Origin of the sequence: Arthrobacter sp. ov118 (assembly GCF_900116495.1) — a bacterium.
GTDB lineage: Bacteria > Actinomycetota > Actinomycetes > Actinomycetales > Micrococcaceae > Arthrobacter.
The window spans coordinates 499,635-521,361 of record NZ_FPAY01000001.1; the positions used below are offsets into that span (position 1 = coordinate 499,635).

Genomic DNA, 21,727 nt, shown 5'->3' on the forward strand with positions numbered 1-21,727 from the left:
TCCGAAAGTGAACTGCTCCCCGGAAGTTGGACTGAGAAATTCAGTTCCGACTCCCGGGGAGCAGTTTTATGTGTGCAAGCAGGTCGTTATCGGAGAATCAGCGCGAGACCGCTGTAGCGTGGTTTGAGAAGGGCCTTGCTGACACGGCGACTGCCAGGTTGCTGGGCGTGTCTCGCTGGCCGATCAGAAAACTGTATCGGCGGTGGAGGATTCATGGTCAAGGAGCGCTGGTGACTAAGCCGACGAAACAGTCGTACTCGTTCGACTTCAAGCTCGCGTTGGTGATGCGGTTCATATCGGGCGAGGCCGCGTCAGATCTCGCTGCCGAGGCTGGGTTGTCTTCTCCGGATCTGGTGAAAACGTGGGCTCGCGTGTATCGCCGCGATGGTGCTGACGCGTTGCGCCCGAAGACCAAAGGCAGGCCTCGGAAGCCGGACAGCCCACCTCCTACGGAAACATCAGAGTTAGAGCGGTTGCGGCGGGAGAACGAGCGCTTGCGGGCGGAAGTTGCCTACCTGGGAAAATTGCGGGCCTTGAGGGCTCAAAAACAACGGTGAAGGTCCAGGCCCTCATCGCCCTCAAGGCTGACTTCCCGCTTCCGGTTCTTCTGCAGGTCTCAGGTCTTGCCCGGTCAACGTTTTTCTATCACCAGGCCCGCCTTCAGGCCCCTGACCCGCAAGAGGAACTCAAGTCCTCCATCACGGACATCTTCAAGAAGAACCATGGCCGGTACGGGCACCGCCGCGTGCACAGGGAACTGTTCAACCAGGGCTGGACAATCGCGAAGAAGACCGTGCTGAAGCTGATGCGGGGACTCGGGCTGCTCTGCAAGGTCCGGCGGAGGAAACGCTACAACTCCTACAAAGGCGAGCAAGGCACGACTGCACCGAACCTGCTGAACCGGGAGTTCGACGCCGCTGCCCCGAACCAGAAGTGGGTCACTGACGTGACAGAGTTCAGCGTCGGAGACCGCAAGCTCTACCTCTCCCCGGTCATGGACCTCTTCGACCGGCAGATCATCTCCCACACCATCGGCACATCCCCGAACCTGGCTCTGACCAACACTTCGTTGCGTGAAGCCCTGACCTGTCTGGAGCCCGGTCAGCAGCCGCTCGTGCATTCGGACCAAGGCTTCCAATACCGCCACGGCTCGTGGCGGAGCCTCCTCGAGGGCGCCGGCGCAGTCCAGTCAATGTCCCGCAAGGGCAACTGCTACGACAACGCTGTGATGGAGAATTTCTTTGGCCACCTCAAGGAAGAGCTCTTCCACCACGTCAGGTTCCTCAGCACCGATGCACTCGAAGCAGCGCTGCACGAGTACATCCGTTGGTACAACAACGAAAGGATCTCGACAAAGCTCGAGGGCCTGAGCCCGGTGCAATACCGAACTCAGGCCCTCGCGGCCTAGGCTTTATCTAAACCAGTCCAACTTCCGGGGACCAATTCAAAGGAAGCGGGGCCGTTCTGTTGGGAACGCCTTTAGCGCGCAGCGGCCGCCTCGGGAGTCGCTGCCTCGCCGGCCGCGGCGGACGCTGCCCCGGCGGCGTGCGGCTCGAAGCGGACGAACATGGCCTTGAAGCCGGGCGTGTTGGATACCCGGGCCACGTTTTCCTTGTGGACCAGGGCGTTGGCCTCGGGGAAATACGCCGCGGCGCAGCCCTTGGCCGTCGGGTAGGCCACCAGCCGGAACTTCTCGGCCCGCCGGTCCGCGCCCTGGAAGGTGCTGACCACATCGACCAGATCCCGGTCCTGGTAGCCCTGCTCAGCCAGGTCCTCCGGGTGCACCAGAATGACCCGGCGGCCGTCGGAGATCCCGCGGTACCGGTCATCGAGGCCGTAGAACGTGGTGTTGTACTGGTCGTGGCTGCGCATGGTCTGCAGGACCAGGTGCCCGGCCGGCGGCGTCAGGTACTCGAGGGGGCTGACCGTGAACCGGCCGCGTCCGATGTCCGTCGCAAACGACCGCGTGTCCCGGGGCGGATTGGGCAGCACAAAACCGTTCTTCGTCCGGACCCTGGCGTTGAAGTCCTCGAACCCCGGAAGGACCCGGGCGATGTGGTCCCGGACGACGTCGTAGTCCTCGGCCATGGCCTTCCAGTCCACCGGATGGCCGGGGCCGAACGTGGCTTCGGCCATCCTGGCCACGATGACCGGCTCGGCAAGGAGGTGCTCAGACACCGGCTGCAGCCTGCCCTGGGTCGAGTGGACCACGGACATCGAGTCCTCCACGGACAGGAACTGGGCGCCCTTCGGGTGCTTGTCGTCCTTGTCCGTGCGGCCCAGCGTGGGAAGGATCAGCGAGGTGCGGCCGTGCACCACGTGGGACCGGTTGGGCTTGGTGGAGATGTGCACGGTCAGTCCGATCCGCTGCATCCCGGCTTCGAGGGTCTCCGTGTCCGAGCACGCCAGTGAGAAGTTGCCGCCCATGGACACAAAGACGTCCACCTCGTCGCGCTCGAACGCCTCCATGGATTCGACGGCGTCGTGGCCGTGGTGCCGGGGCGAGGCGATGCCGAACTCGTTGTCCAGCGCCGCCAGCAGCCATTCCTTGGGCTTTTCCCAGATGCCCATGGTCCGGTCGCCCTGGACGTTGGAGTGTCCGCGCACCGGGCAGGCGCCAGCGCCGGGCTTGCCGAAGTTGCCCTGCAGCAGCAGGACGTTGACCATTTCCTTGATGGTGTCCACGGAGTGCGGCTGCTGGGTGACGCCCAGCGCCCAGCAGAAGATGCTGGCCTTGGACGCCAGCAGCATCGCGGCGACGTCCTCGATCTGCTGCCGGGCCAGGCCGGTGGCGCGCTCCGTCTCTTCCCAGTCCAGTTCCCGGCGGGCCTCCCGGTAGGCGGCGAAGCCGTCGGTCTGCGCCTCGATGAAGGCATGGTCGACGACGGTCCCCGGGTTTTGCTCCTCGGCCGCCAGCAGCAGGTGGCCGAGCGCCTGGAACAGGGCCAGGTCGCCGCCCACCTTGATCTGGAGGTACTCGTCGGCCAGCGGCGTGCCGCCGCCCACCACGCCGGAGACTGTTTGCGGGTCGCGGAAGTTGAACAGGCCGGCCTCGGGCAGCGGATTCACCGCCACCACCTTGCCGCCCTTGTCCTTGCACTCCTTCAAAGCGGACAGCATCCGGGGATGGTTGGTGCCGGGGTTCTGCCCCACGACGAAGATCAGTTCTGCGTCGTGGATGTCGTCCAGTGACACCGTGCCCTTGCCGATGCCGATGGTCGGGTTCAACGCGGAACCGGAGGACTCGTGGCACATGTTGGAACAGTCCGGCAGGTTGTTGGTGCCTACGGACCGGGCGAAGAGCTGGTACATGAACGCGGTCTCATTGGCCGTGCGGCCCGAGGTGTAGAAAACGCAGCGGTCGGGCGTGCTCGCCCGGATGTGCTCGCCGATGAGGTCGAAGGCGTCCGCCCAGGAGATCGGCGAGTAGTGTGTCTCCCCCTCCCGGATCACCACCGGTTCGCTGAGCCTGCCCTGGTTGCCCAGCCAGTACTCAGTCTTTTCCGACAGCTCCGCGATGGAATGCTTCGCCCAGAATTCCGCCCCGACCGTCCGAAGGGTGTTCTCCTCGGCCACAGCCTTGGCGCCGTTCTCACAGAACTCGGCGGTCTTGCGTTTCTTGTCCGACTCCGGCCAGGCGCAGCCGGGGCAGTCGAAGCCGCCGCGCTGGTTCAGCCTGAGCAGCGAATGCGCCGTACGGGTGACGCCTGCCTGCGCCACGGCGCGTTCCAGCGCCACCATCACGGCCTTGACGCCGGCGGCTTCGGTCTTCGGCTTGTGGACCGCCAGTTCGTCCTCGTTGATGTCCGCGACAGGGGCGGGCTGTTTCCCGAACTTCATTGTTCCAACTTTCCTAACCGCTAATATCCAGCTTGTTCGATCGCCAAGTATGGCGCGCGCCAGGCTTTCCTGGCGCGCCTTACTTGATGGTTGTTACTTAGGAACCCCGGCTACTGGGACACCTTGGCCAGCGTTTCGCGTTCGGCGGCGATGGTGGTGTTGTCGCCGTGCCCGGTGCGGACCACGGTTTCCGCGGGAAGCGTGAGGAGGCGTTCGCGGATGGAGGTCAGGATGGTCGGGTAGTCACTGTAGGACCGGCCGGTGGCTCCGGGACCGCCGTTGAACAAGGTGTCCCCGGTGAACACGGTTCCCTCCTGCTCGAGGTGGAAGCAGGTGGAGCCGGGTGAGTGGCCGGGGGTGTGGATCGCCCGGAGCGTGGCGCCGCCGACCCGGAACTCGTCCCCGTCGGCGATGTCGGCATCCGGTGTGGCATCCGGGTAGACCTGTTCCCAGAGGATCTGGTCCTCGAGGTTCAGGTGGATCGGGGCGCCGACGGCGTGGGCGACCTCGCGGGCGGCGCCGATGTGGTCGTTGTGCGCGTGGGTGAGCAGAATGGCCAGGACCTTCCTGCCCCGCACGCCGCTGATGATCGCGGCCGCGTCGTGCGGGGAGTCGATGATCACGCATTCCTCGTCATTGCCCACGATCCAGACGTTGTTGTCCACGTCCCAGGTGCCGCCGTCGAGGGAAAACGTGCCCGAGGTGACGAGGTTCTCGATGGTGACGCTCATGCCGGCGTCGCCGCGGACTCGATTTCAACGACGGAGCTGATTTCGACAACTGAACGGAGGACCTTGCCCTCGTGCATCTTCTCGAAGGCCTCCTCGACCTGGTCAATGGAGATGCGTTCGGAGACAAACGCGTCCAGGTCCAGGTTGCCCTGCTTGTAGTGCTGGACCAGCATCGGGAAGTCACGGGAGGGCAGGCAGTCGCCGTACCAGGAGGACTTCAGCGAACCGCCCCGGCCAAATACGTCCAGCAGCGGCAGCTCAAGCTGCATCTCCGGCGTCGGCACACCCACCAGGACCACGCGGCCGGCCAGATCGCGGGCGTAGAAGGCCTGCTTGTACGTCTCGGGCCGGCCGACGGCCTCGATGACGACGTCGGCCCCGTTGCCGCCGGTCAGTTCCCGGATGGCCTCGACCGGGTCGGCGGTGCGGGAGTTCACGCCGTGGGTGGCGCCGAGGGACCTGGCCATCTCGATCTTGTTGTCATCGATGTCCACTGCGATGATCGTCGTGGCGCCGGCGAGCTTGGCCCCGGCGATCGCCGCGATGCCCACCCCGCCGCAGCCGATCACGGCCACCGACTCGCCGCGCTTGACACCGCCGGTGTTGATCGCGGCCCCGATGCCCGCCATCACACCGCAGCCCAGAAGCCCGACGGCGGCCGGGTCGGCGTCCTCGTCGACCTTGGTGCACTGACCGGCAGCGACCAACGTCTTCTCCGCGAACGCGCCGATGCCCAGCGCCGGTGACAGCTCGGTGCCGTCCTCCAGAGTCATTTTCTGGGTGGCGTTGGCGGTGTTGAAGCAGTACTGCGGCTGGCCCTTGGCACACGCCCGGCACTGCCCGCAGACCGCACGCCAGTTCAGGATGACCCGGTCGCCCGGGGCTACCTCCGTAACACCCTCACCCACGGACGAAACCACGCCGGTCGCCTCATGGCCCAGCAGGTAAGGGAACTCATCACCGATGCCGCCCAGCTTGTAATGCAGATCGGTATGACACACCCCGCACGTCAGGATGTCCACCAAAGCTTCCCCTGGCCCCGGATCGGGCACCAGGATCGTCTCCAACGACACCGGAGCGTTCTTCTCCCTGACCACCACTGCCTTGACTTTATGAACCATCAGCTGGTGTTCCTTTCCTGAGCCCGCAGGCTCGTTGGTGACGGCACCTCGGCCAATCTAGCCGACTGGTCGGAGTTCAGAGTCCGCATACGCACATCGGCCCCTCCCGTTCGGGCATGAGGCGTGGACACGGTGGGACATTACTTCCAGCGCAAGTCACTTCAATTGCGTATTACACAACGAGATGCACACAGTGCGTACGAGCAATATGGCAGTCATCACATTTCGTGTCAAGGAATATGAAGTTCCCGGCCTAGCCTGAGGGACCCGACGGGTCGCCCGCGGCGCGGCGTCTTGCCGTTATCCACATGGCCCCACGCGCCCTCGCCACTGTGTATCACTGATACGTAGGATTTGGGCATGACCGCATTTGCAGGCATTCCGGACGACGCCTTCCGGTTCTACTCCGACCTTGAACAGAACAACAACCGGGACTGGTGGCTGGAGCACAAACCCGTCTACGAGGCCGCGGTGAAGGAGCCGCTGACCGGGCTGCTGGCCGAGCTGGAGCCACGGTTCGGCCCGGCCAAGATCTTCCGGCCCAACCGAGACGTCCGTTTCTCGCCGGACAAGTCGCCCTACAAAACCGCGCAGGGGGCCTTCGCGGCGCTGGACGAAGGGGTTGGCTTCTATCTCCAGATCAGCGCCGACGGCCTCCTCATCGGCGGCGGTTGCCACACCCACACTCCCGCCCAGCTGACACGCCTTCGCAGCGCCGTGGACAACCCTGCCAGCGGCGAGGCCCTGCAGAAGATCGTGCGCGAGGTTGAAGCGGCAGGGTTCGCGGTGGAGGGCGAACGACTGAAGTCCGTCCCGCGGGGCTTCGACAAGGACCATCCCAGGGCGGAGCTTCTCAAGTACAAATCCCTCACGGCCGGAGCCAACGTCGGCCGGCCCGGGTGGCTTGCCGGACCCGGAGCGGTAGAGGAGGTGGCAAAGCGCTGGGAGGAATTGCGCCCCCTTGTGGAGTGGGTGGGGCGCTACGCCGCTCCCTGACAGGCAGGTCCCTGACATACATCTTCTCTGATATTCCGCTCAGATGTGCTGGCCGTCCGTGGCGAGCCGCCGGTCGAGGTTGTTGAAGAAGACCAGCATCATCAGCTCAAAGGCCTGGCTGGCTTGCTCGGGCTGGTTATTGACGACGAAGTCGAACTGCAGCCCGTAGAACGCGGCGGTAAAGAGCCGGGCGTCGGTATCGGCAAAGTCCGGCCGGATCCCCTGGAGAACGAGCCAGTCGCGGGACTTCTCATGCAGCATCCTGAAGTGCTCCTGAGCCGTGCCGCGCGGCACCGCCGCCACCACGTCCTGGGCCGTTGCCTCGAATTCCAGCCGGGCCAGGTGCCGGTTGCGCTGCGCCATGGTCCACTGCCAGGACTGGAGGAGGAAGGCGCGCCAGGCGTCCCGATCGATGTCCCTCACGTCAGTGGCCCGGATGCTGTCCAGCCGGGACTCGATGCCGCGGATGATCTCGTTGATCAGCTGTTCGCGGTGGCCAAAGTGGTACACCAGGACGTAGCTGCTGACCCCGAGCCCGTCGGCGAGGCTCCGAAAGGTCAGCTCCGCCAGCGACTTGTCCATGAGGTACTCGAGGATCGCAGACAACAACTCAGATTTGCGTTCAGGTCGTGCTGGGCGGGCCATGTCCCCATCTTAGGGAGCCGGCTGCCCCTTGTGTCGTCCGCTTCCAGGAGGGCCAAACGCCGAAATCGCCGGAACCGTACGAGTTCGCCGGAAGTTTCCGGCGAAGTCGCGCGTTTCCGGCGATTTCGGTAATGCAGGACCGGGCTAGGAGCGGGTGAGCGCGTCCGCGTCAGATTCTGCGTCGGGTGCCGGGGCGGCATTCGACCCAGCGCCGACGGCATTGCTTTGGGCCGGAGCAGGCGCGCCGTTGACCGATGCCTTGGCCGCGGCGAACTTCTCGTTCAGCCGTGAGTGGCGCTGGCCGTAGGCGAAGTAGATCGCGATACCGATTACCAGCCAGATGGCGAAGAAGATCCAGGTTTCAACGGCCAGGTTGGTCATGAGGTAGAGGCACAGGACGGCCGAGACGATCGGGAGCACCTTGCCGAACGGGACGCGGAAGCTCGGCTTCAGGTCCGGGCGCTTCTTGCGCAAGACCAGGATGCCCAGGCTCACCATCACGAACGCGGAGAGCGTGCCGATGTTGATCATTTCTTCCAGCAGGTCCACGTTGGTCAGCCCGGCGACGAGGGCCACGCCGGCGCCGCAGATGATCTGGAGGCGGGCCGGCGTCGCACGTGTGGCGCTGGTCTTGGACAAGGAGCGAGGCAGTAGCCCGTCTCGGCTCATGGCCAGCACAACGCGCGAGAGGCCCATGAGGAGCACCATGATGACGGTGGTGAGGCCCACGAGGGAGCCGAAGGCGATGACCTTGGCGGCGTCGGTGTTGCCGACGGCCTCGAAGGCGGTGGTGAGGGTCGGGCTCTTGGCCTCGGCCAGCTTTGTGTACGACACCATGCCCGTCAGCGCCAGGGACACCAGGATGTAGAGCAAAGTGACGATGGCCAGGCCGCCGAAGATGCCGCGGGGCAGCGTCTTCTGCGGGTTCTTGACCTCCTCGGCGGAGGTGGCGACGACGTCGAAGCCGATAAAGGCGAAGAAGACCAGGGCGGCGCCGGCGAAGATGCCGAGCGTTCCGTACTGGGCCGGGGCCGCGCCGGTGAGGAAGCCGAAGAAGGACTGCTTGAGGACGTCGGCGGCACCGGTGCCACCGGTCGGCTGGGACGCCGGCACGAACGGTGCGTAGTTCTCGAACTTCACATAGGTGAAACCAACGACGATCACGAAGAGCACGACGGCGATCTTGATGAGCGTGAAGATGTTGCCGACCCGGGCGGAGAGCTTGGTCCCGAGGACCAGCAGCACGGTGAAGATCGCGACGATCAGGAAGGCGCCCCAGTAGAGGTCGACCCCACCTAGGGAAATCGACGGCGGGATGTCCACGCCCATGAGCGCGAAGACCTTACTGAGGTAGATGCCCCAGTACTTGGCGATGACAGCGCCAGCCGTGAAGAGTTCCAGGATCAGGTTCCAGCCGATGATCCAGGCGAGGATCTCTCCCATGGTCGCGTAGGTGAAGACGTAGGCGGAACCGGCCACCGGGATGGCCGTGGCAAATTCGGCGTAGCACATGATGGCGAGCGCGCACGTGACGGCCGCGATCGCAAAGGAGATGGTCACGGCGGGGCCGGCGAAGTTCGCTGCAGCCTTGGCGCCGACCGAGAAGATGCCAGCGCCGACGGCAACCGCGACGCCCATAATCATGAGGTCCCACGTGCTGAGCGAGCGCTTCAACTTGCGTCCGGGTTCATCGGCGTCGGACATGGACTGCTCGATGGATTTGGTCCGGAAAAGGTTCATAGGAAAGTCCGCAATCTCGATAACTGGGTTTGGAAACAGACCTATCCATAGTAGTGTCCATCCACTGGACGGCCTGATTTGTCCCACATTGTGAGATGGCGAGTTGGCCAGGGGCTGCTGCGGACGAGGCCCAGGACAGGCCTTGACCTGCCTGAGCCGCGTCTTGAGGTCCGTCAGACGGGCCAGTCCATCAGCGTCGAGCGGATCAGGAAGCGCTTGCCTTCCGGCGCTTCCACCGAGAAACCGCTTCCCCGGCCCGGGACGACGTCCACGGTCAGGTGGGTGTGGCTCCAGTAATTGAACTGCTCCCGCGACATCCAAAATTCCAGCGGCTGCGGTTGCAGCCCGTCAGAGATGTCGAACAGGCCCAGCAGGACGTCGGAATCGCCGGTCAGGAATTCCCCGGCGGGGTAGCACATCGGCGCGGACCCGTCACAGCAGCCGCCGGACTGGTGAAACATCAGGGGCCCGTGCTGCGTCCACAGCTTGCGGAGCAGCCCGGCGGCTTCAAGGGTGAGCGCCACGCGGGAGAAGTCCTCGCCTTCGCGGGTGACGGCGGCGTCGAGCCTGGTGTGGGGCATCAGTGTTTCCTCGGTTCGGCTGCGGGCAGGAACGGCGGGTGGTGCGGGCGGGGCGGATCACCAGAATCCGGCGGATCACTAGAATCCGGCGGATCACTTCAGTCCGCCCCGCCCGGTCAATCCGGCTTAGAAGAAGCCGAGCTTGTTCTCGTTGTAGCTGACCAGAAGGTTCTTGGTCTGCTGGTAGTGGTCCAGCATCATCGCGTGGTTCTCGCGCCCGATGCCGGAGGACTTGTACCCGCCAAACGCGGCCCCTGCCGGGTAGGCGTGGTAGTTGTTGACCCACACCCGCCCGGCCTGGATCTCGCGGCCGGCCCGGTAGGCAACATTTCCGTTGCGGGACCAGACGCCGGCGCCGAGGCCGTACAGGGTGTCGTTGGCGATCCCCATGGCGTCGTTGTAGTCGCTAAAGCGCGTCACGGACACCACGGGCCCGAAGATCTCCTCCTGGAAGATCCGCATCTTGTTGTGGCCTTCGAAGATGGTGGGCTGCACGTAGTAGCCGCCGGCCAGATCCCCGGCGAGCTCGGCGCGGGCGCCGCCGGTCAGGGCCTTGGCGCCTTCCTGCTTTCCGATATCGATGTAGGACAGGATCTTCTCCAGCTGGTCATTGGAGGCCTGGGCGCCGAGCTGCGTCTCGGTGTCCAGCGGGTTGCCCTGGATGATCTTCTGGGTGCGGGCCAGCGCATCGGCCATGAAGGAGTCGTAGATGCCTTCCTGCACCAGGGCGCGGGAGGGGCAGGTGCAGACCTCGCCCTGGTTGAAGGCGAAGAGCGCGAAGCCTTCAAGGGCCTTGTCGTAGAAGGCGTCGTTGTTCTCGGCGACGTCGTTGAAGAAGATGTTCGGGCTCTTGCCGCCGAGTTCCAGGGTGACCGGGATGAGGTTCTGGCTCGCGTACTGGCTGATCAGGCGGCCGGTGGTGGTTTCGCCGGTGAAGGCGATCTTGCGGATCCGGGAGCTGGAGGCCAGCGGCTTGCCGGCCTCTACGCCGAAGCCGTTGACGACGTTGACAACGCCGGCCGGCAGGAGGTCGCTGATCAGTTCCATCAGGACCAGGATCGAGGACGGCGTCTGCTCGGCCGGCTTCAGCACAACGGCGTTGCCGGCGGCGAGGGCGGGGGCGAGCTTCCATACGGCCATGAGGATCGGGAAATTCCACGGAATGATCTGGCCCACGACGCCGAGGGGCTCGTGGTAGTGGTAGGCGGTGGTGTCGTCGTCGAGCTGGGAAAGCCGGCCCTCCTGGGCACGGACGGCGGAGGCAAAGTAGCGGAAGTGGTCGGCGGCGAGCGGAATGTCGGCGTTGAGGGTTTCGCGGATCGGTTTGCCGTTGTCCCAGGTTTCGGCGACGGCAAGCATCTCCGTGTTTGCCTCGATCCGGTCTGCGATCTTGTTCAGGATCGCGGCACGCTCGGCCACGGAGGTCTTGCCCCAGGACGGCGCAGCCTTGTGCGCGGCGTCCAGCGCCAACTCGATGTCCTCGGCCGTGCCGCGGGCGACCTCGCAGAATGCCTTGCCGGTCACCGGGGTGATGTTCTCGAAGTACTGGCCCTTGACCGGGGCCACCCATTCCCCGCCGATCCAGTTTTCATAGCGGTCCTGGAAGGTAACCTTCGAGCCCTCGGTGCCGGGCTGGGCGTAAACAGTCATTGCTAGCTCCTTTGCTGTGCAAGTTCGGGGGCAGCAAGGCGCTTCCGGCCCCCGTTGCACCCAGCGTAGGGAGACAAGGGTTGCAGTCAGGTTGCAACCGTGTGAGCCCTGTCACTGGCAGGCGGCGACACCAAGGCTTAGAGGCCCAGTTCGCGGTCCAGCCGTTCCAGATCGGCGACGACGGCGGTCCGCTTGGGCGAGCGGGGCGGCAGCAGCTTGAGGGCGGCTCTCCGGATCTCGACGTCGTCCCTTGCCTCGGGCAGCTCGGCGTACTTCAGCAGCGATTCCGCGCTGCCGTCGGTCAGCAGTGCTTCGCGCATGAGCGCGGAGACCCTGGCCCGCAGTTCCACAATGCCGGGGGCTTCGGAGCGCGGCAGCACGGCGCCGCGGTAGATTTCAAGCGCTATCCGGTGCGCGCCGCGCTGCAGGCAGTTCAGCACCTGGCCGGCGTCCGGAACAACGTCCAGCGGCAGCCGGTAGGGGCGTGATTCCGGGACGGCGCCGGGACTGAGCTCCAGGAGGACCTTGCGCAGTCGCACCATCTCCGCACGCAAAGTCATGGTCGAGGCGTCCTTGGCGTAGAGGAGGGCGCCCAGCTCGCCGGCGTTCAGCCCTCCGGGGTGGGTGCTGAGCAGGGCCAGAATCTCGCTGTGCCGGGCGGACAAGGCCACGGTGCGGCCGTCGATGCTCAGCAGTGCCTGGTCGCGGCCGAGCAGCTGGAGGCTGTTGCGGTACAGGCTATTCGGCCCCGCCGGTTTCGGTGCGGCCGGGCTCCGCCGCCGGGACGGCGGGGCGTGACGCGCGGCGGCCAATTGCAGCCGTTCCACCCGCAGATGCGCCTGGGCAGCGGCCACCGTGGCTTCAACCAGCGATAACGTGTGGGGGGCGACCGCCGATTCCGTGCCGGTGATGTCCACCACACCCAGCAGGGCGCCGGAATCCGGATCATGGAACGGCACGGCCGTGCAGCTCCACGGATGCACCGACCGCTTGTAGTGTTCCGCGCCGGAGATCTGGATGCCGCGGCCAAGGGCCAGCGCGGTGCCCGGGGCGCTGGTGCCGACTTTCGCTTCGGACCAGTCGGCACCGGGGACGAACATCATGCCTTCGGCCCGGCGCTGCAGGCCGGCGTCGCCTTCCACCCAGAGCAGCCTACCGACCTCGTCCCCCACTGCCACCAGCATCCCGCTGTCGTGGCTGGGCAGGACCAGGAGCTTGTGGATCACTGGCATGATGGCGGCCAGCGGATGCTGGCGGCGGTACTCCTCGAGTTCTTCGCGGTCCATGGCCAGCGGGGCCTCGGGGTGGTCCGGGTTGGCCTGCAGTTCCACCGACCGCTGCCACGATTCCTGGACCAGCCTGCTGAGCCCGGACAGGCGCAGGCTTGCGGGGAAATCAGGTCCGCGCGAGTCCAGTGCCTCGTGCCCGGCGCTGGCATGCCGCTGGCGCAGCGCTGCGGTGACCCCGCCTGATGGCGGTAACAGTGCTGCCGGACGGACCAGATTCGTCATTGAACTCCCACCGGACGGGCTCGACGGCGCGCCGGAGGCCGCCTCGTCCGGCCCAGTGTAGTGCCGCGTGGGACGTTTGGAAACGCGGCGCAGCCAGGGGGTTTGTCATCGCGGCAACTTCCCATCGCGACTTCGTCATGCCGACCTTCACTAAGTTGGCTCGACGAGCAGCTTCCTGATCTCGGCGAGCTTGGCTTCGGACTCCTCGAGGCGCAGGCGGAGTCCTTCGACCGTCGCGGGACTGGCGTCGACCGCCGGCACGGGAGCCTTGGGCGACAGGAAGAAGTTGGCCAGGTAACCGGTGAACGTGCCGAAGATACCGACGCCGACGACGATTATGCCTGCCCCGATGATGCGGCCCGCATCGGTGACCGGATACTGGTCACCGTATCCAACTGTCGAGATAGTGACGATCGTGTACCAGATTGCGTCCGAGGCACTCGTGATGTTGGCCCCTCGGGCGCCCTGCTCGACGCGGAGCATCGTGAGGCTTCCGAATTCCAGGACGAAAATGCCCATGACCAGCAGTACGTACAGCGAACTGCCAGCCCGGTCTTTGATCAGCGCGCGGCCGACCGTGCGGATGCCGACCTCGCGGAGCAGGCGGTATACGCGGATCAGCCGGAAAACGCGCAGGATCTTGAATTGCGCCAAAGGCACGCTGGCCAGCAGGTCGGCCCAGCCGAAGTGCTTGAAGAAATAGGCGGCCGCCGATGGCGCGGTGAAGATCCGGTAGAGGAAGTCGGCAACAAAGATCACGCTGAAAACGGCGTTCATCACCGTAAGCACGGTGTCGAGGGACTGCTCCTGCACCACATACAAGAGCACGAGATTGACGATCGACAGGATCGAAAGGATACCGATGAAGATCTCGTATCCGATGCTCTTCAGTTCACTGCGTTCCTTGATCATGAAAGGATTCTGGCACGTAAGCAGCTGCGAAGCCGATGCTTTTCGCCCGGCAGACAAGCCCTAGCCGCGGGAAATCTCGATCATGTCCTCACGCGGCACAACCTTGATCCGCTCCCGCGCGATCCCGTTGGCGGACTCCGCTGCGGACCACTCCGCACCGAGGGCGAGCTCGTGCGCGTCGAGCTTGATCCACCCTTCCCACGTCGTGTACTCGATGCCCCGCTCCTGGAGCAGGTCGATGATGGCCTGCGGGTCGGGGTTCTGCGCCGGCGGCAGCGTCAGCCGGTCCTCCAGCAGGCAGCCGATGGTCTCCAGAGCGTCGCCCTTGGTGTGGCCGATCAGCCCGACCGGGCCGCGCTTGATCCAGCCCGTGGCGTAGATCCCGGGGACAGGGTTTCCCTCAGCGTCGAGCACGCGGCCGCCCTCGTTGGGGACAATGCCGCGGCGGGCATCGTATTCGAGTTCGTCCAGCGGCGACCCGTGGTAGCCGATCGCCCTGTAGACCGCCTGGACCGGGTAGTCGATGAACTCCCCGGTGCCTTTGACGTTCCCGGTGCCGTCCAGCCGCATGCGTTCGAACTTGATGCCGGCGACTTTGCCGGGATTCTCGGCGTCGTCATGGATCTCGACGGGGCTGTGCAGGAAGTGCAGGTGCAGCCGGCGCGAGGACGGCTCGTCGGCCTCGGCATGCTCCTCGACCAGCCAGTTCGTCAGCGTGTTGACCATGGTCCGGGTCTGGTTGTTGCTGCGGATGGCCTCGTCCGAGGCCTCGTCGAACTCGAAATCCTCCGGATACAGGACGATGTCCACGTCCTTGGCGTGGCTGAGTTCGCGCAGCTCCAGCGGCGTGAACTTCACCTGGGCCGGCCCGCGGCGGCCGAACACGTGGACGTCCGTGACCGGAGAGTCCTTCAGGGCGCGGTAGACGTTGTCGGGGATTTCCGTGACCAGGAGTTCGTCTGCGTGCTTGACGAGCATGCGGGCGACGTCCAGGGCCACGTTGCCGTTGCCGATCACGGCGATATCCTTGGCCTCCAACGGCCAGTCCCGCGCCACGTCCGGGTGCCCGTCGTACCAGGAGACGAAATCGGCGCCGCCGAAGGACCCCTCGAGCCCGATCCCGGGGATGTCCAGGTCCGCGTCCTTGATGGCCCCGGTGGAGAAGATGACGGCGTCGTAGAAGGCCCGGAAGTCGTGCAGGGTCAGGTCGCGGCCGTAAGTGACGTTGCCCAGGAAGCGGATGTCCCCGCGGTCTAGGACCTTGTGCAGTGCGTTGACGATCCCCTTGATCCGCGGATGGTCAGGAGCCACGCCATAGCGGATCAGGCCGTACGGGGCCGGGTAGGCCTCGAAGAGATCGATACTGACCTCGACGTCGCCTTCTTTGACTTCATTGGACTTCGTCAGGATGTCTGCAGCGTAGACGCCGGCCGGCCCCGCGCCGACAATCGCAACACGGAGGGGACGAGGGAATGTGGATTCGGCCGAGTTGGACACCGGGAGCCCTTCTGAGTCTTAGGACAGCGCCAGTAGATACAGCGCACAGGCACCTATTCTAATGTCGCTGGGCCGTGTGGGTCCCGTTGGCAGGAATAGGGTCCGTGCAAGTGGTGTTATTGCTCTTGTGCCTAAACCCGAAGGATCCTTCTCCCCAGCTCCGCCGGCCGCCTTGCGCGCCTCACCCTCTGCAGCGCTGTCGCCAGCGGGACCAAAACGGGTGCCGCCCGCGGGACCGGCACCGGTAGACAAGGAAACGACGGCGGGGATCCTGTTCGGGATCGGCGCCTACGGGCTGTGGGGCCTGCTGCCCCTCTACTTCTTCGTGCTCCATCCGGCGGGGGCGGTGGAAATCGTCGCCAACCGGGTGGTCTTCTCCCTGGTGTTCTGCGTCCTGCTGATTACCGTCACGCGGTCCTGGCGGGTGCTGGCGGCAGCGTTCCGGAACCGCACGGTGATCGGCCCGCTGTCCATCGCCGCGGCGCTGATCGCGGTGAACTGGTTGACCTACACCTACGGCGTCACCACCGGCCAGGCCGTCGAGGCCTCCCTGGGCTACTTCATCAACCCGCTGGTCTCCGTGCTGCTGGGGGTCTTTGTCCTGAAGGAAAAACTGCGTCCGCTGCAGTGGGCCGCCGTCGGCATTGGTTTCATTGCGGTGGGCGTCCTCACCGTCTCCTACGGCAAACTCCCCTGGATCGCCCTAACGCTGGCGGTGAGCTTCGGCCTGTACGGTTTCGTCAAGAAGCGCGTCGGCCCGCGCGCGGACGCGCTCACCAGCCTGACCGTGGAGACGGTGGTCCTGGCGCCGCTGGCCGGGGCAACCATGATCTTCCTCGCGGTCAGCGGGGCGGCCACGCTGACCACCAACGGCGCCGGACACTTCTGGCTGCTGGCGGCGTCGGGCGTCATCACCGCCGTGCCGCTGCTGTTCTTCGGGGCCTCCGCGCGCCGGCTGCCGATGACCACCATCGGACTGCTGCAGTACTTCGCACCCGTCCTGCAGTTCATTGTGGCGCTCGTGGTGTTCAAGGAAACCATGACGCCGGACCGCTGGATCGGTTTCGGCGTCGTCTGGCTGGCCCTGCTGGTGCTGACCGTGGACATGCTGTGGACCGCCCGGAGAAACTCCGTGACCCGGAAGCTGGCCCGCGCCGGAGTCCATTAGGGTCATTGCGCTAGTGTCATTATGAACGGACACGGCGGGGCGGAATTGAGGGTTTTGGTGTCAGAAAAGGATCTTGGAAGTTCCAACGGGCAGGACATCTCTTCCCTGGGCTTCGACAGCGATGGCATCCTGCGCCTCGAGTGGACCCGGGGCGTCGTCATTGATGCCCCCAGCGCCCAGCTGGCCATGGACCGCGTCAACGAGATGTGCGGCGGCCGGCCCACGCCACTGCTGATCGACATGGCCACGACGGAGTCCGTCAGCCGGGCCGCCAGGGCCGTGTTCGCCAAGCGCTGCGACGCCTCTGCAATCGCGCTCCTCGGGTCGTCCGCCGTCGACCGGGTGCTCGCCAACTTCTTCCTGGGCGTCAATGCGGCACCGGTTCCGACGCGCTTTTTCACCGACGACGAAGAGGCGGTCCGCTGGCTAGCCTCACAGGGCCATGACGGCGCCTGATGATGAACGCCGCCTCGAGGAACTCGTAGACGGCATCGTTGTACTGTCCTCCGGCGATCTGTCCAACCGCCTGCAGGTCTCGCCGGCACGCGACGGCATTGACGCCGTCACGACCGGCATCAACCTGCTCGCCGACGAACTCCAGAGCATGTATGAAGAGCTGGAAGTCCGCGTCGCCCAGCGGACTGCGCTGCTGGAAGCGGCCAAGGCGGAACTCCGGCGCGTGATCAACACCGACGAACTGACCGGGCTGGCCAGCCGCTCACTCCTGCAGGAAAAAGTCGCTGAAGCCGTCGCCGGCGCCCATGGGGGCCGGCAGCCCGCGCTCATACTGCTGGACCTCGATTCATTCCAGCTCATCAATGACAGCCTGGGCCACGCTGCCGGGGACACGGTCCTGCGGGAAGCGGCCCTGCGACTCAGCGCGGCCGGGCCCGGCCACCTGATTGCACGCCTTAGCGGCGACGAGTTCGCTGTCCTCGTTGTGGACCAGGAACCGGATGCGGTGCTGGAGACCGCGGCCCGGCTCGGCGAATCGCTGAAGGACAGGATCGATGCCGGCGGCATCGCGGTCGCCCTCACCGCGGGAACCGGAGTCCGGCTGGGCGAACCCGGGCTGCGTGGCGAGGAGCTCATCCGCGACGCCGACATCGCGATGCACGAGGCCAAAAAGCGCGGCCGGGACACCCTTCGGGTGTTTTCCGGGGCCATGCACGAGGCGGCCAAACAGCGCGTCCACCTGGTGGCCGAGCTCAGGACGGCGCTGGCTGCGAACGAGCTCGAGCTGGAGTACCAGCCCATCATCGATCTGCGCACCGGTAAGATTGCCGGCGCTGAGGCCCTGATCCGCTGGCAGCACCCGGACTTGGGTCTGCTGGCGCCGGCCACGTTCCTCGACGCTGCCGACGAAGCCGGGCTCACCGGCGAAATCGGCCACTGGGTGCTCCGGAACGCCATCGCGCAAACCGGCCGCTGGAAGGCCAATCCCGGGATTCCGGCGGACTTCCGCACGCATATCAATCTTTCACCGGCAGATCTGCACCACGTCGATCTCGCGCCGTTTATCGAAAGCCTGCTGGTCGGGCACGGCGTCGAACCCAGTCATATCTCGATCGAAATCACCGAAACCGCGATCATGCGCGGCGGACCGGAAGTCGCGGCCACCATGCAGTCGCTCAATGACCTCGGTGTCCGGATCGAGATTGACGACTTCGGCACGGGCTATTCGTCCATCAGCTATCTGCGTGCACTGCCCGCAGCGCAGGCGAAGATCGACAAGTCCCTGCTGGACGGGCTGACCACGGACCGGCAGCAGGAGGAGTTCGTGGCGGCCATCCTGCAGTTGATCCATTCGGCCGGACTGGGCGCCGTCGCAGAGGGCATCGAGGACCGCGAGCAAGCGGACAGGCTGCGGCAGCTCGACTGCGAGTTCGGCCAAGGGTACTTCTTCAGCCGGCCGCTGTCCGTTGCCGACATGACGGAACTGCTGGCGGGCAGGGACGCCGCATGAACGGACCCGTTCGGGCTGGGGACACAGTCCGGCTCGTGGCCCGGGTTGCGGCACTGTCGCTGCACCGGCCCCGGCGCCCGGACCGGCGGTGGGACGACTTCTGGCGCGGGGTGTCGCAGGGATCCCTCGCGGAACCGATTATCTGGGACGCCGCCGGTGCCGGGCACGACGAGACCCGGAGTCACCTGCGGGCCATGGCGGACCTGATGGACACCAGCCTTCCCATGGTCGATCTCGGCTGCGGGAACGGCGCCATCTCCCGGCAGCTCACCGGCCTCTTCCCCTCGGTGCTGGGCGTCGACGTCTCCCCCGAGGCCGTGGCCTCAGCGCGATCCGCCCACGCGCGTGTTCCGGGCCTCAGCTTCCGGAGCCTGGATGCCACGCGACCGGCCGCCGCCGCCGGGCTCGCACACGAAATCGGCGACGCCAACGTTTTTGTCCGCGGCGTTTTCCATGTGCTCAGCCGCCGGCGGCAGGCAAGCCTCGCGGGCTCGGTCGAGGCGCTGCTCGGCGCCCGAGGACGGATCTATCTGGTGGAGACGAACGTCCCGGGCGGTGCGCTGAGCTATCTTCGAAGCCTGGGCGCCACAGGCGACCGGATTCCAGGACCGCTCCGCCAGGCCATTTCCGCCCTGCCGAAACCCGGCCACTTCGGCGCCCGGCAACGCTCGCGCGTCTTCCCCGCCAGCCGCTGGACCCTCGTTGCCGAGGGTTCCACCTTCCTCGCAACGGTGCCGATGGAACCCGGCGGACCGCCCGGCAACGTGCCGGCGTACTGGGCGGTCCTGGGCCGCAGGCCGCCGGGAGGGTCCGCCCGGCCCTAAACCTCCGGGAAGCTATCCACCCGCTGGTAGTCGCGCGGGATCACCACCATCGGAACCGGGAGAGCCCGCAGCACCTTGTTGGCGGTACTTCCGATGAAAAGCTTGTACTTCTCCGCCAGGCGAGAGGACCCCACGATCATGACTTCGTCGTCGTCCCACTCCAGGCCCTCGATCGCTTCCTCTATCGTGCGGCCGTGGGCGACTTCGACGGTGACCTGATGGCCCTCGGGCAGACGATGCGCGGCGGCGGTAAGGACGGTGTTGGCGTGGATGTGCGCGGCATTGACGTTCTCGCCGCTCTCGCCCTCGACGTCGAGCTCCACCAGGGAGACGAGCCGAAGCGGCACACCGCGGCGCTCCGCGGATTCGATCGCGACGTCGATGGCCGCCTCTGCTCCGACGCGCTGCCCCACGGCGAGGGTCAGGCGCCTGATGGCTTCGGTCCGGCGGTAGCCGCGCGGCGCCAGTGCCACCGGCACCGTGGCCGCGTGCAGGAGTGCGTTGGCCACGCTGCCCAAGGAGTGTCGCTTGAACAGGCCGTTGCTCGCGGCGCCGACCACGATCAGGCCGGCCCGGTATTCCTGGGCGGCGTCGATCAGCCCGGCAGCGAGTGAGTCGGCCTGGCGGACGTGAAAGTCCGCCTCCAGACCTTCCGGGACCAATGCCAGGCCCTCGCGTTCAGCCGCAAGGACCCGCTGCTCTGATGCGCTCCCCCCGGGGGTGCGCCGGTCCGCTACATAGACAAGGTCGAGATGCGCTCCCTGCGCCCGGGCCATGGCAGAAGCCAGCGCTACGGCGTCCGCGCCGCATTCTGTGGGCGTATAACCGACTACGTATCGCATGTATGAACCCCTTATGGGTTTGTAGCAGCGGCCAGTGTCGCCCGGGGGTACCGGGCGACGTCGGCCGGTCTGCGTTCCTGCAGTGGATAGGAACGACTCTAGTCCAGCCGACCCCCAAAAGGGGGTGACTTATGTCCCTGAGCAGGGCAATCTTCCACTCCAACGCCCAGCGGGCCAGCCAACTCCCCCGCAGCGGCCGGCGATGCTGAGCTCGACGCGACCCCCTCGCAGTAGGGAGAGGGTCGCGTGGCTTCCTTCAGCGGCTCGGGGCCTAGGCGTTCGCCTTGATGGCCGCGGCCAGGACCTCGAGGCCGTCCAGCAGCAGTTCGTCGCTGATCACCAGCGGCGGCAGCAGGCGGATGACGTTGCCGTAGGTGCCGCAGGTGAGGATGATGACGCCCTCCTTGAGGCAGGCCGCCGCGACAGCCTTCGTCAGCTCCGGGTTCGGCTCCTTGGAACCGGCCTGGACGAGTTCGATAGCCAGCATGGCGCCGCGGCCGCGGACGTCACCGATCACAGACTGCTCAGTTGCGAGTTCGCGCAGCTTGCCCAGCGCAATATCCTCGATGTGGCGGGCACGGGCGTTGAGGTCGTACTGCTCCATTGAGCCGATCGATGCCAGGGCGGCGGCGCACGCCACCGGATTGCCGCCGTAGGTGCCGCCGAGGCCGCCCGGGTGGACGGCGTCGAGCAGGTCGGCGCGGCCGGTGATCGCTGAGAGCGGCATGCCGCCGGCGATGCCCTTGGCCATGGTGAGGATGTCCGGCACAACACCTTCGTGGTTCACCGCGAACCATTCGCCCGTGCGGCAGAAGCCGGACTGGACCTCATCGGCGATGAAGACGATGCCCTTTTCCTTGGCCCAGGCCGCCAACGCCGGCAGGAAGCCCTCGGCCGGGACAATGAAGCCGCCTTCACCCTGGATGGGTTCGATGATGATCGCGGCAACCTGCTCCCCGCCGATCTGCTTCTCGATCATGGTGATGGCCCGCTTAGCGGCCTCGGCACCGGTGATCTCCGGGTTTTCCTCGCGGAACGGGTAGCTCATGGGCATGCGGTAGACCTCGGGCGCGAAGGGGCCAAAGTTGGTCTTGTACGGCATGGCCTTGGCGGTCAGCGCCATGGTCAGGTTGGTGCGGCCGTGGTAGGCGTGGTCGAAGGCGACCACGGCGTCCCGGCCGGTGGCGAGGCGGGCCACCTTGACGGCGTTTTCGACGGCTTCGGCGCCGGAGTTGAAGAGCACGGTGCGCTTCTCGTGGTCGCCCGGGGTGAGCCGGTTCAGCTGCTCGGCGACGGCGACGTAGCCTTCGTAGGGCGTGACCATGAAGCAGGTGTGGGTGAAGTGCTCCACGGCTTCCTTCACGGCGCCGACGACGGCGGGGTCAGAGGCGCCGACGCTCGTCACGGCGATGCCGGAGCCGAGGTCGATGAAGGAGTTGCCGTCGACGTCGTGGATGATGCCGCCGTCGGCGTCGGCGACGAAGACCGGAACGCTGGATGCGACGCCGGCGGCGACAACGGCCTTGCGGCGCTCGGTCAGGGCAACGGACTTGGGGCCGGGGAAGTCGGCCTGGACGCGGCGCTTCTGCTCGAGCCGGTAGGTGATGTCATGCGCGGTGGTGGTCATGGGAAGGCCTTTCTAAGCGTGCGGTTGCGGGGCGCGAGCTATGCGTCGGGTGGAGTGGCGCCGCTGAGTCATGCGG

At 66.0% G+C, this 21,727-nt stretch carries 19 protein-coding genes; 7 read left to right on the forward strand and 12 right to left on the reverse strand.

Annotated elements, in window-relative coordinates:
• Positions 1-230 precede the first annotated feature (230 nt).
• Together BM372_RS20820 and BM372_RS20825 are read left to right on the forward strand one after the other, a co-directional pair.
• The gene (locus BM372_RS20820) at positions 231-557 is read left to right on the forward strand and encodes a helix-turn-helix domain-containing protein (protein ID WP_218160837.1); all 327 of its coding nucleotides are present in this window, start codon (positions 231-233) and stop codon (positions 555-557) included.
• Entirely contained in the window at positions 554-1,408 is an 855-nt protein-coding gene (locus BM372_RS20825) for an IS3 family transposase (RefSeq protein ID WP_218160838.1), read from the forward strand. Before BM372_RS20820 ends, BM372_RS20825 begins: the two co-directional genes overlap by 4 nt.
• A gap of 71 nt (positions 1,409-1,479) precedes the next feature.
• Here the strand turns inward: BM372_RS20825 and BM372_RS02325 are convergent, their stop codons facing one another.
• From BM372_RS02325 to BM372_RS02335, 3 genes are all read right to left on the reverse strand, one after another.
• Positions 1,480-3,840 (reverse strand): FdhF/YdeP family oxidoreductase, encoded by a 2,361-nt coding sequence (locus BM372_RS02325; RefSeq protein ID WP_090951247.1) that lies wholly within the window; start codon positions 3,838-3,840, stop codon positions 1,480-1,482.
• 110 nt (positions 3,841-3,950) lie between these two features.
• The gene (locus BM372_RS02330) at positions 3,951-4,571 is read right to left on the reverse strand and encodes an MBL fold metallo-hydrolase (protein WP_090951250.1); all 621 of its coding nucleotides are present in this window, start codon (positions 4,569-4,571) and stop codon (positions 3,951-3,953) included.
• A complete protein-coding gene (locus BM372_RS02335) occupies positions 4,568-5,692 on the reverse strand; it encodes an S-(hydroxymethyl)mycothiol dehydrogenase (RefSeq protein ID WP_090951253.1) in 1,125 nt (374 codons plus the stop codon). The genes BM372_RS02330 and BM372_RS02335 overlap by 4 nt, the downstream gene beginning before the upstream one ends.
• A 360-nt stretch (positions 5,693-6,052) precedes the next feature.
• On the opposite strand from BM372_RS02335, the gene BM372_RS02340 reads away from it, so the two are divergent.
• Complete coding sequence (locus BM372_RS02340) at positions 6,053-6,688, forward strand: DUF2461 domain-containing protein (protein ID WP_090951257.1); 636 nt, start codon at positions 6,053-6,055, stop codon at positions 6,686-6,688.
• A 39-nt stretch (positions 6,689-6,727) separates the two neighbouring features.
• Here BM372_RS02340 and BM372_RS02345 read toward each other — a convergent pair whose 3' ends face one another.
• The 7 genes from BM372_RS02345 to BM372_RS02375 all read right to left on the reverse strand — a co-directional run bounded on the left by BM372_RS02345 (position 6,728) and on the right by BM372_RS02375 (position 15,224).
• The gene (locus BM372_RS02345; RefSeq protein WP_090951260.1) at positions 6,728-7,333 is read right to left on the reverse strand and encodes a TetR/AcrR family transcriptional regulator; all 606 of its coding nucleotides are present in this window, start codon (positions 7,331-7,333) and stop codon (positions 6,728-6,730) included.
• A gap of 144 nt (positions 7,334-7,477) precedes the next feature.
• Positions 7,478-9,073 carry an amino acid permease gene (locus BM372_RS02350; protein ID WP_090951263.1) on the reverse strand — a complete coding sequence of 532 codons (1,596 nt, stop codon included), beginning with the start codon at positions 9,071-9,073 and terminating at the stop codon, positions 7,478-7,480.
• A gap of 173 nt (positions 9,074-9,246) precedes the next feature.
• On the reverse strand, positions 9,247-9,654 hold the full coding sequence (locus tag BM372_RS02355) for a DUF779 domain-containing protein (protein WP_090951264.1): 408 nt from the start codon (positions 9,652-9,654) through the stop codon (positions 9,247-9,249).
• A 126-nt stretch (positions 9,655-9,780) separates the two neighbouring features.
• Positions 9,781-11,304: an acetaldehyde dehydrogenase ExaC gene (locus BM372_RS02360; protein ID WP_090951267.1), complete on the reverse strand. Its 1,524-nt coding sequence runs from the start codon at positions 11,302-11,304 to the stop codon at positions 9,781-9,783.
• Positions 11,305-11,441: 137 nt separating this feature from the next.
• Positions 11,442-12,815, reverse strand: coding sequence for a GAF domain-containing protein (locus BM372_RS02365; RefSeq protein ID WP_090951270.1), 1,374 nt, complete (start codon positions 12,813-12,815; stop codon positions 11,442-11,444).
• 150 nt (positions 12,816-12,965) lie between these two features.
• Positions 12,966-13,727 (reverse strand): ion transporter, encoded by a 762-nt coding sequence (locus BM372_RS02370; RefSeq protein WP_090951273.1) that lies wholly within the window; start codon positions 13,725-13,727, stop codon positions 12,966-12,968.
• A 60-nt stretch (positions 13,728-13,787) separates the two neighbouring features.
• Entirely contained in the window at positions 13,788-15,224 is a 1,437-nt protein-coding gene (locus BM372_RS02375; protein WP_090951276.1) for an FAD-dependent oxidoreductase, read from the reverse strand.
• 127 nt (positions 15,225-15,351) lie between these two features.
• On the opposite strand from BM372_RS02375, the gene rarD reads away from it, so the two are divergent.
• From rarD to BM372_RS02395, 4 genes are read left to right on the forward strand one after another with little or no spacing between them, the layout of a single operon-like run.
• Positions 15,352-16,392 (forward strand): EamA family transporter RarD, encoded by a 1,041-nt coding sequence (gene rarD, locus BM372_RS02380; protein ID WP_256213996.1) that lies wholly within the window; start codon positions 15,352-15,354, stop codon positions 16,390-16,392.
• Positions 16,393-16,449: 57 nt separating this feature from the next.
• Positions 16,450-16,848, forward strand: coding sequence for a DUF7793 family protein (locus tag BM372_RS02385; protein ID WP_256213997.1), 399 nt, complete (start codon positions 16,450-16,452; stop codon positions 16,846-16,848).
• Positions 16,835-18,358 carry a putative bifunctional diguanylate cyclase/phosphodiesterase gene (locus BM372_RS02390; protein ID WP_090951282.1) on the forward strand — a complete coding sequence of 508 codons (1,524 nt, stop codon included), beginning with the start codon at positions 16,835-16,837 and terminating at the stop codon, positions 18,356-18,358. The genes BM372_RS02385 and BM372_RS02390 overlap by 14 nt, the downstream gene beginning before the upstream one ends.
• Positions 18,355-19,182: a class I SAM-dependent methyltransferase gene (locus BM372_RS02395; RefSeq protein ID WP_090951286.1), complete on the forward strand. Its 828-nt coding sequence runs from the start codon at positions 18,355-18,357 to the stop codon at positions 19,180-19,182. The genes BM372_RS02390 and BM372_RS02395 overlap by 4 nt, the downstream gene beginning before the upstream one ends.
• Here the strand turns inward: BM372_RS02395 and BM372_RS02400 are convergent.
• Both BM372_RS02400 and gabT read right to left on the reverse strand, forming a co-directional pair.
• Positions 19,179-20,024 carry a universal stress protein gene (locus BM372_RS02400; RefSeq protein WP_090951289.1) on the reverse strand — a complete coding sequence of 282 codons (846 nt, stop codon included), beginning with the start codon at positions 20,022-20,024 and terminating at the stop codon, positions 19,179-19,181. The genes BM372_RS02395 and BM372_RS02400 overlap by 4 nt on opposite strands.
• 271 nt (positions 20,025-20,295) lie before the next feature.
• Positions 20,296-21,651 carry a 4-aminobutyrate--2-oxoglutarate transaminase gene (gabT, locus tag BM372_RS02405; protein ID WP_090951292.1) on the reverse strand — a complete coding sequence of 452 codons (1,356 nt, stop codon included), beginning with the start codon at positions 21,649-21,651 and terminating at the stop codon, positions 20,296-20,298.
• Positions 21,652-21,727: the final 76 nt, after the last annotated feature.

Bases quoted from the DNA above. Each gene is read 5' to 3' on its own strand.
- BM372_RS02400 (WP_090951289.1), bottom strand. From the start codon at position 20,024: ATGCGATACGTAGTCGGTTATACGCCCACAGAATGCGGCGCGGACGCC.
- BM372_RS02335 (WP_090951253.1), bottom strand. From the start codon at position 5,692: ATGGTTCATAAAGTCAAGGCAGTGGTGGTCAGGGAGAAGAACGCTCCG.
- BM372_RS02330 (WP_090951250.1), bottom strand. From the start codon at position 4,571: ATGAGCGTCACCATCGAGAACCTCGTCACCTCGGGCACGTTTTCCCTC.
- BM372_RS02350 (WP_090951263.1), bottom strand. From the start codon at position 9,073: ATGAACCTTTTCCGGACCAAATCCATCGAGCAGTCCATGTCCGACGCC.
- BM372_RS02355 (WP_090951264.1), bottom strand. From the start codon at position 9,654: ATGCCCCACACCAGGCTCGACGCCGCCGTCACCCGCGAAGGCGAGGAC.
- BM372_RS02345 (WP_090951260.1), bottom strand. From the start codon at position 7,333: ATGGCCCGCCCAGCACGACCTGAACGCAAATCTGAGTTGTTGTCTGCG.
- BM372_RS02370 (WP_090951273.1), bottom strand. From the start codon at position 13,727: ATGATCAAGGAACGCAGTGAACTGAAGAGCATCGGATACGAGATCTTC.
- BM372_RS02395 (WP_090951286.1), top strand. From the start codon at position 18,355: ATGAACGGACCCGTTCGGGCTGGGGACACAGTCCGGCTCGTGGCCCGG.
- gabT (WP_090951292.1), bottom strand. From the start codon at position 21,651: ATGACCACCACCGCGCATGACATCACCTACCGGCTCGAGCAGAAGCGC.
- BM372_RS02365 (WP_090951270.1), bottom strand. From the start codon at position 12,815: ATGACGAATCTGGTCCGTCCGGCAGCACTGTTACCGCCATCAGGCGGG.
- BM372_RS02360 (WP_090951267.1), bottom strand. From the start codon at position 11,304: ATGACTGTTTACGCCCAGCCCGGCACCGAGGGCTCGAAGGTTACCTTC.
- BM372_RS02340 (WP_090951257.1), top strand. From the start codon at position 6,053: ATGACCGCATTTGCAGGCATTCCGGACGACGCCTTCCGGTTCTACTCC.
- BM372_RS02390 (WP_090951282.1), top strand. From the start codon at position 16,835: ATGACGGCGCCTGATGATGAACGCCGCCTCGAGGAACTCGTAGACGGC.
- BM372_RS02325 (WP_090951247.1), bottom strand. From the start codon at position 3,840: ATGAAGTTCGGGAAACAGCCCGCCCCTGTCGCGGACATCAACGAGGAC.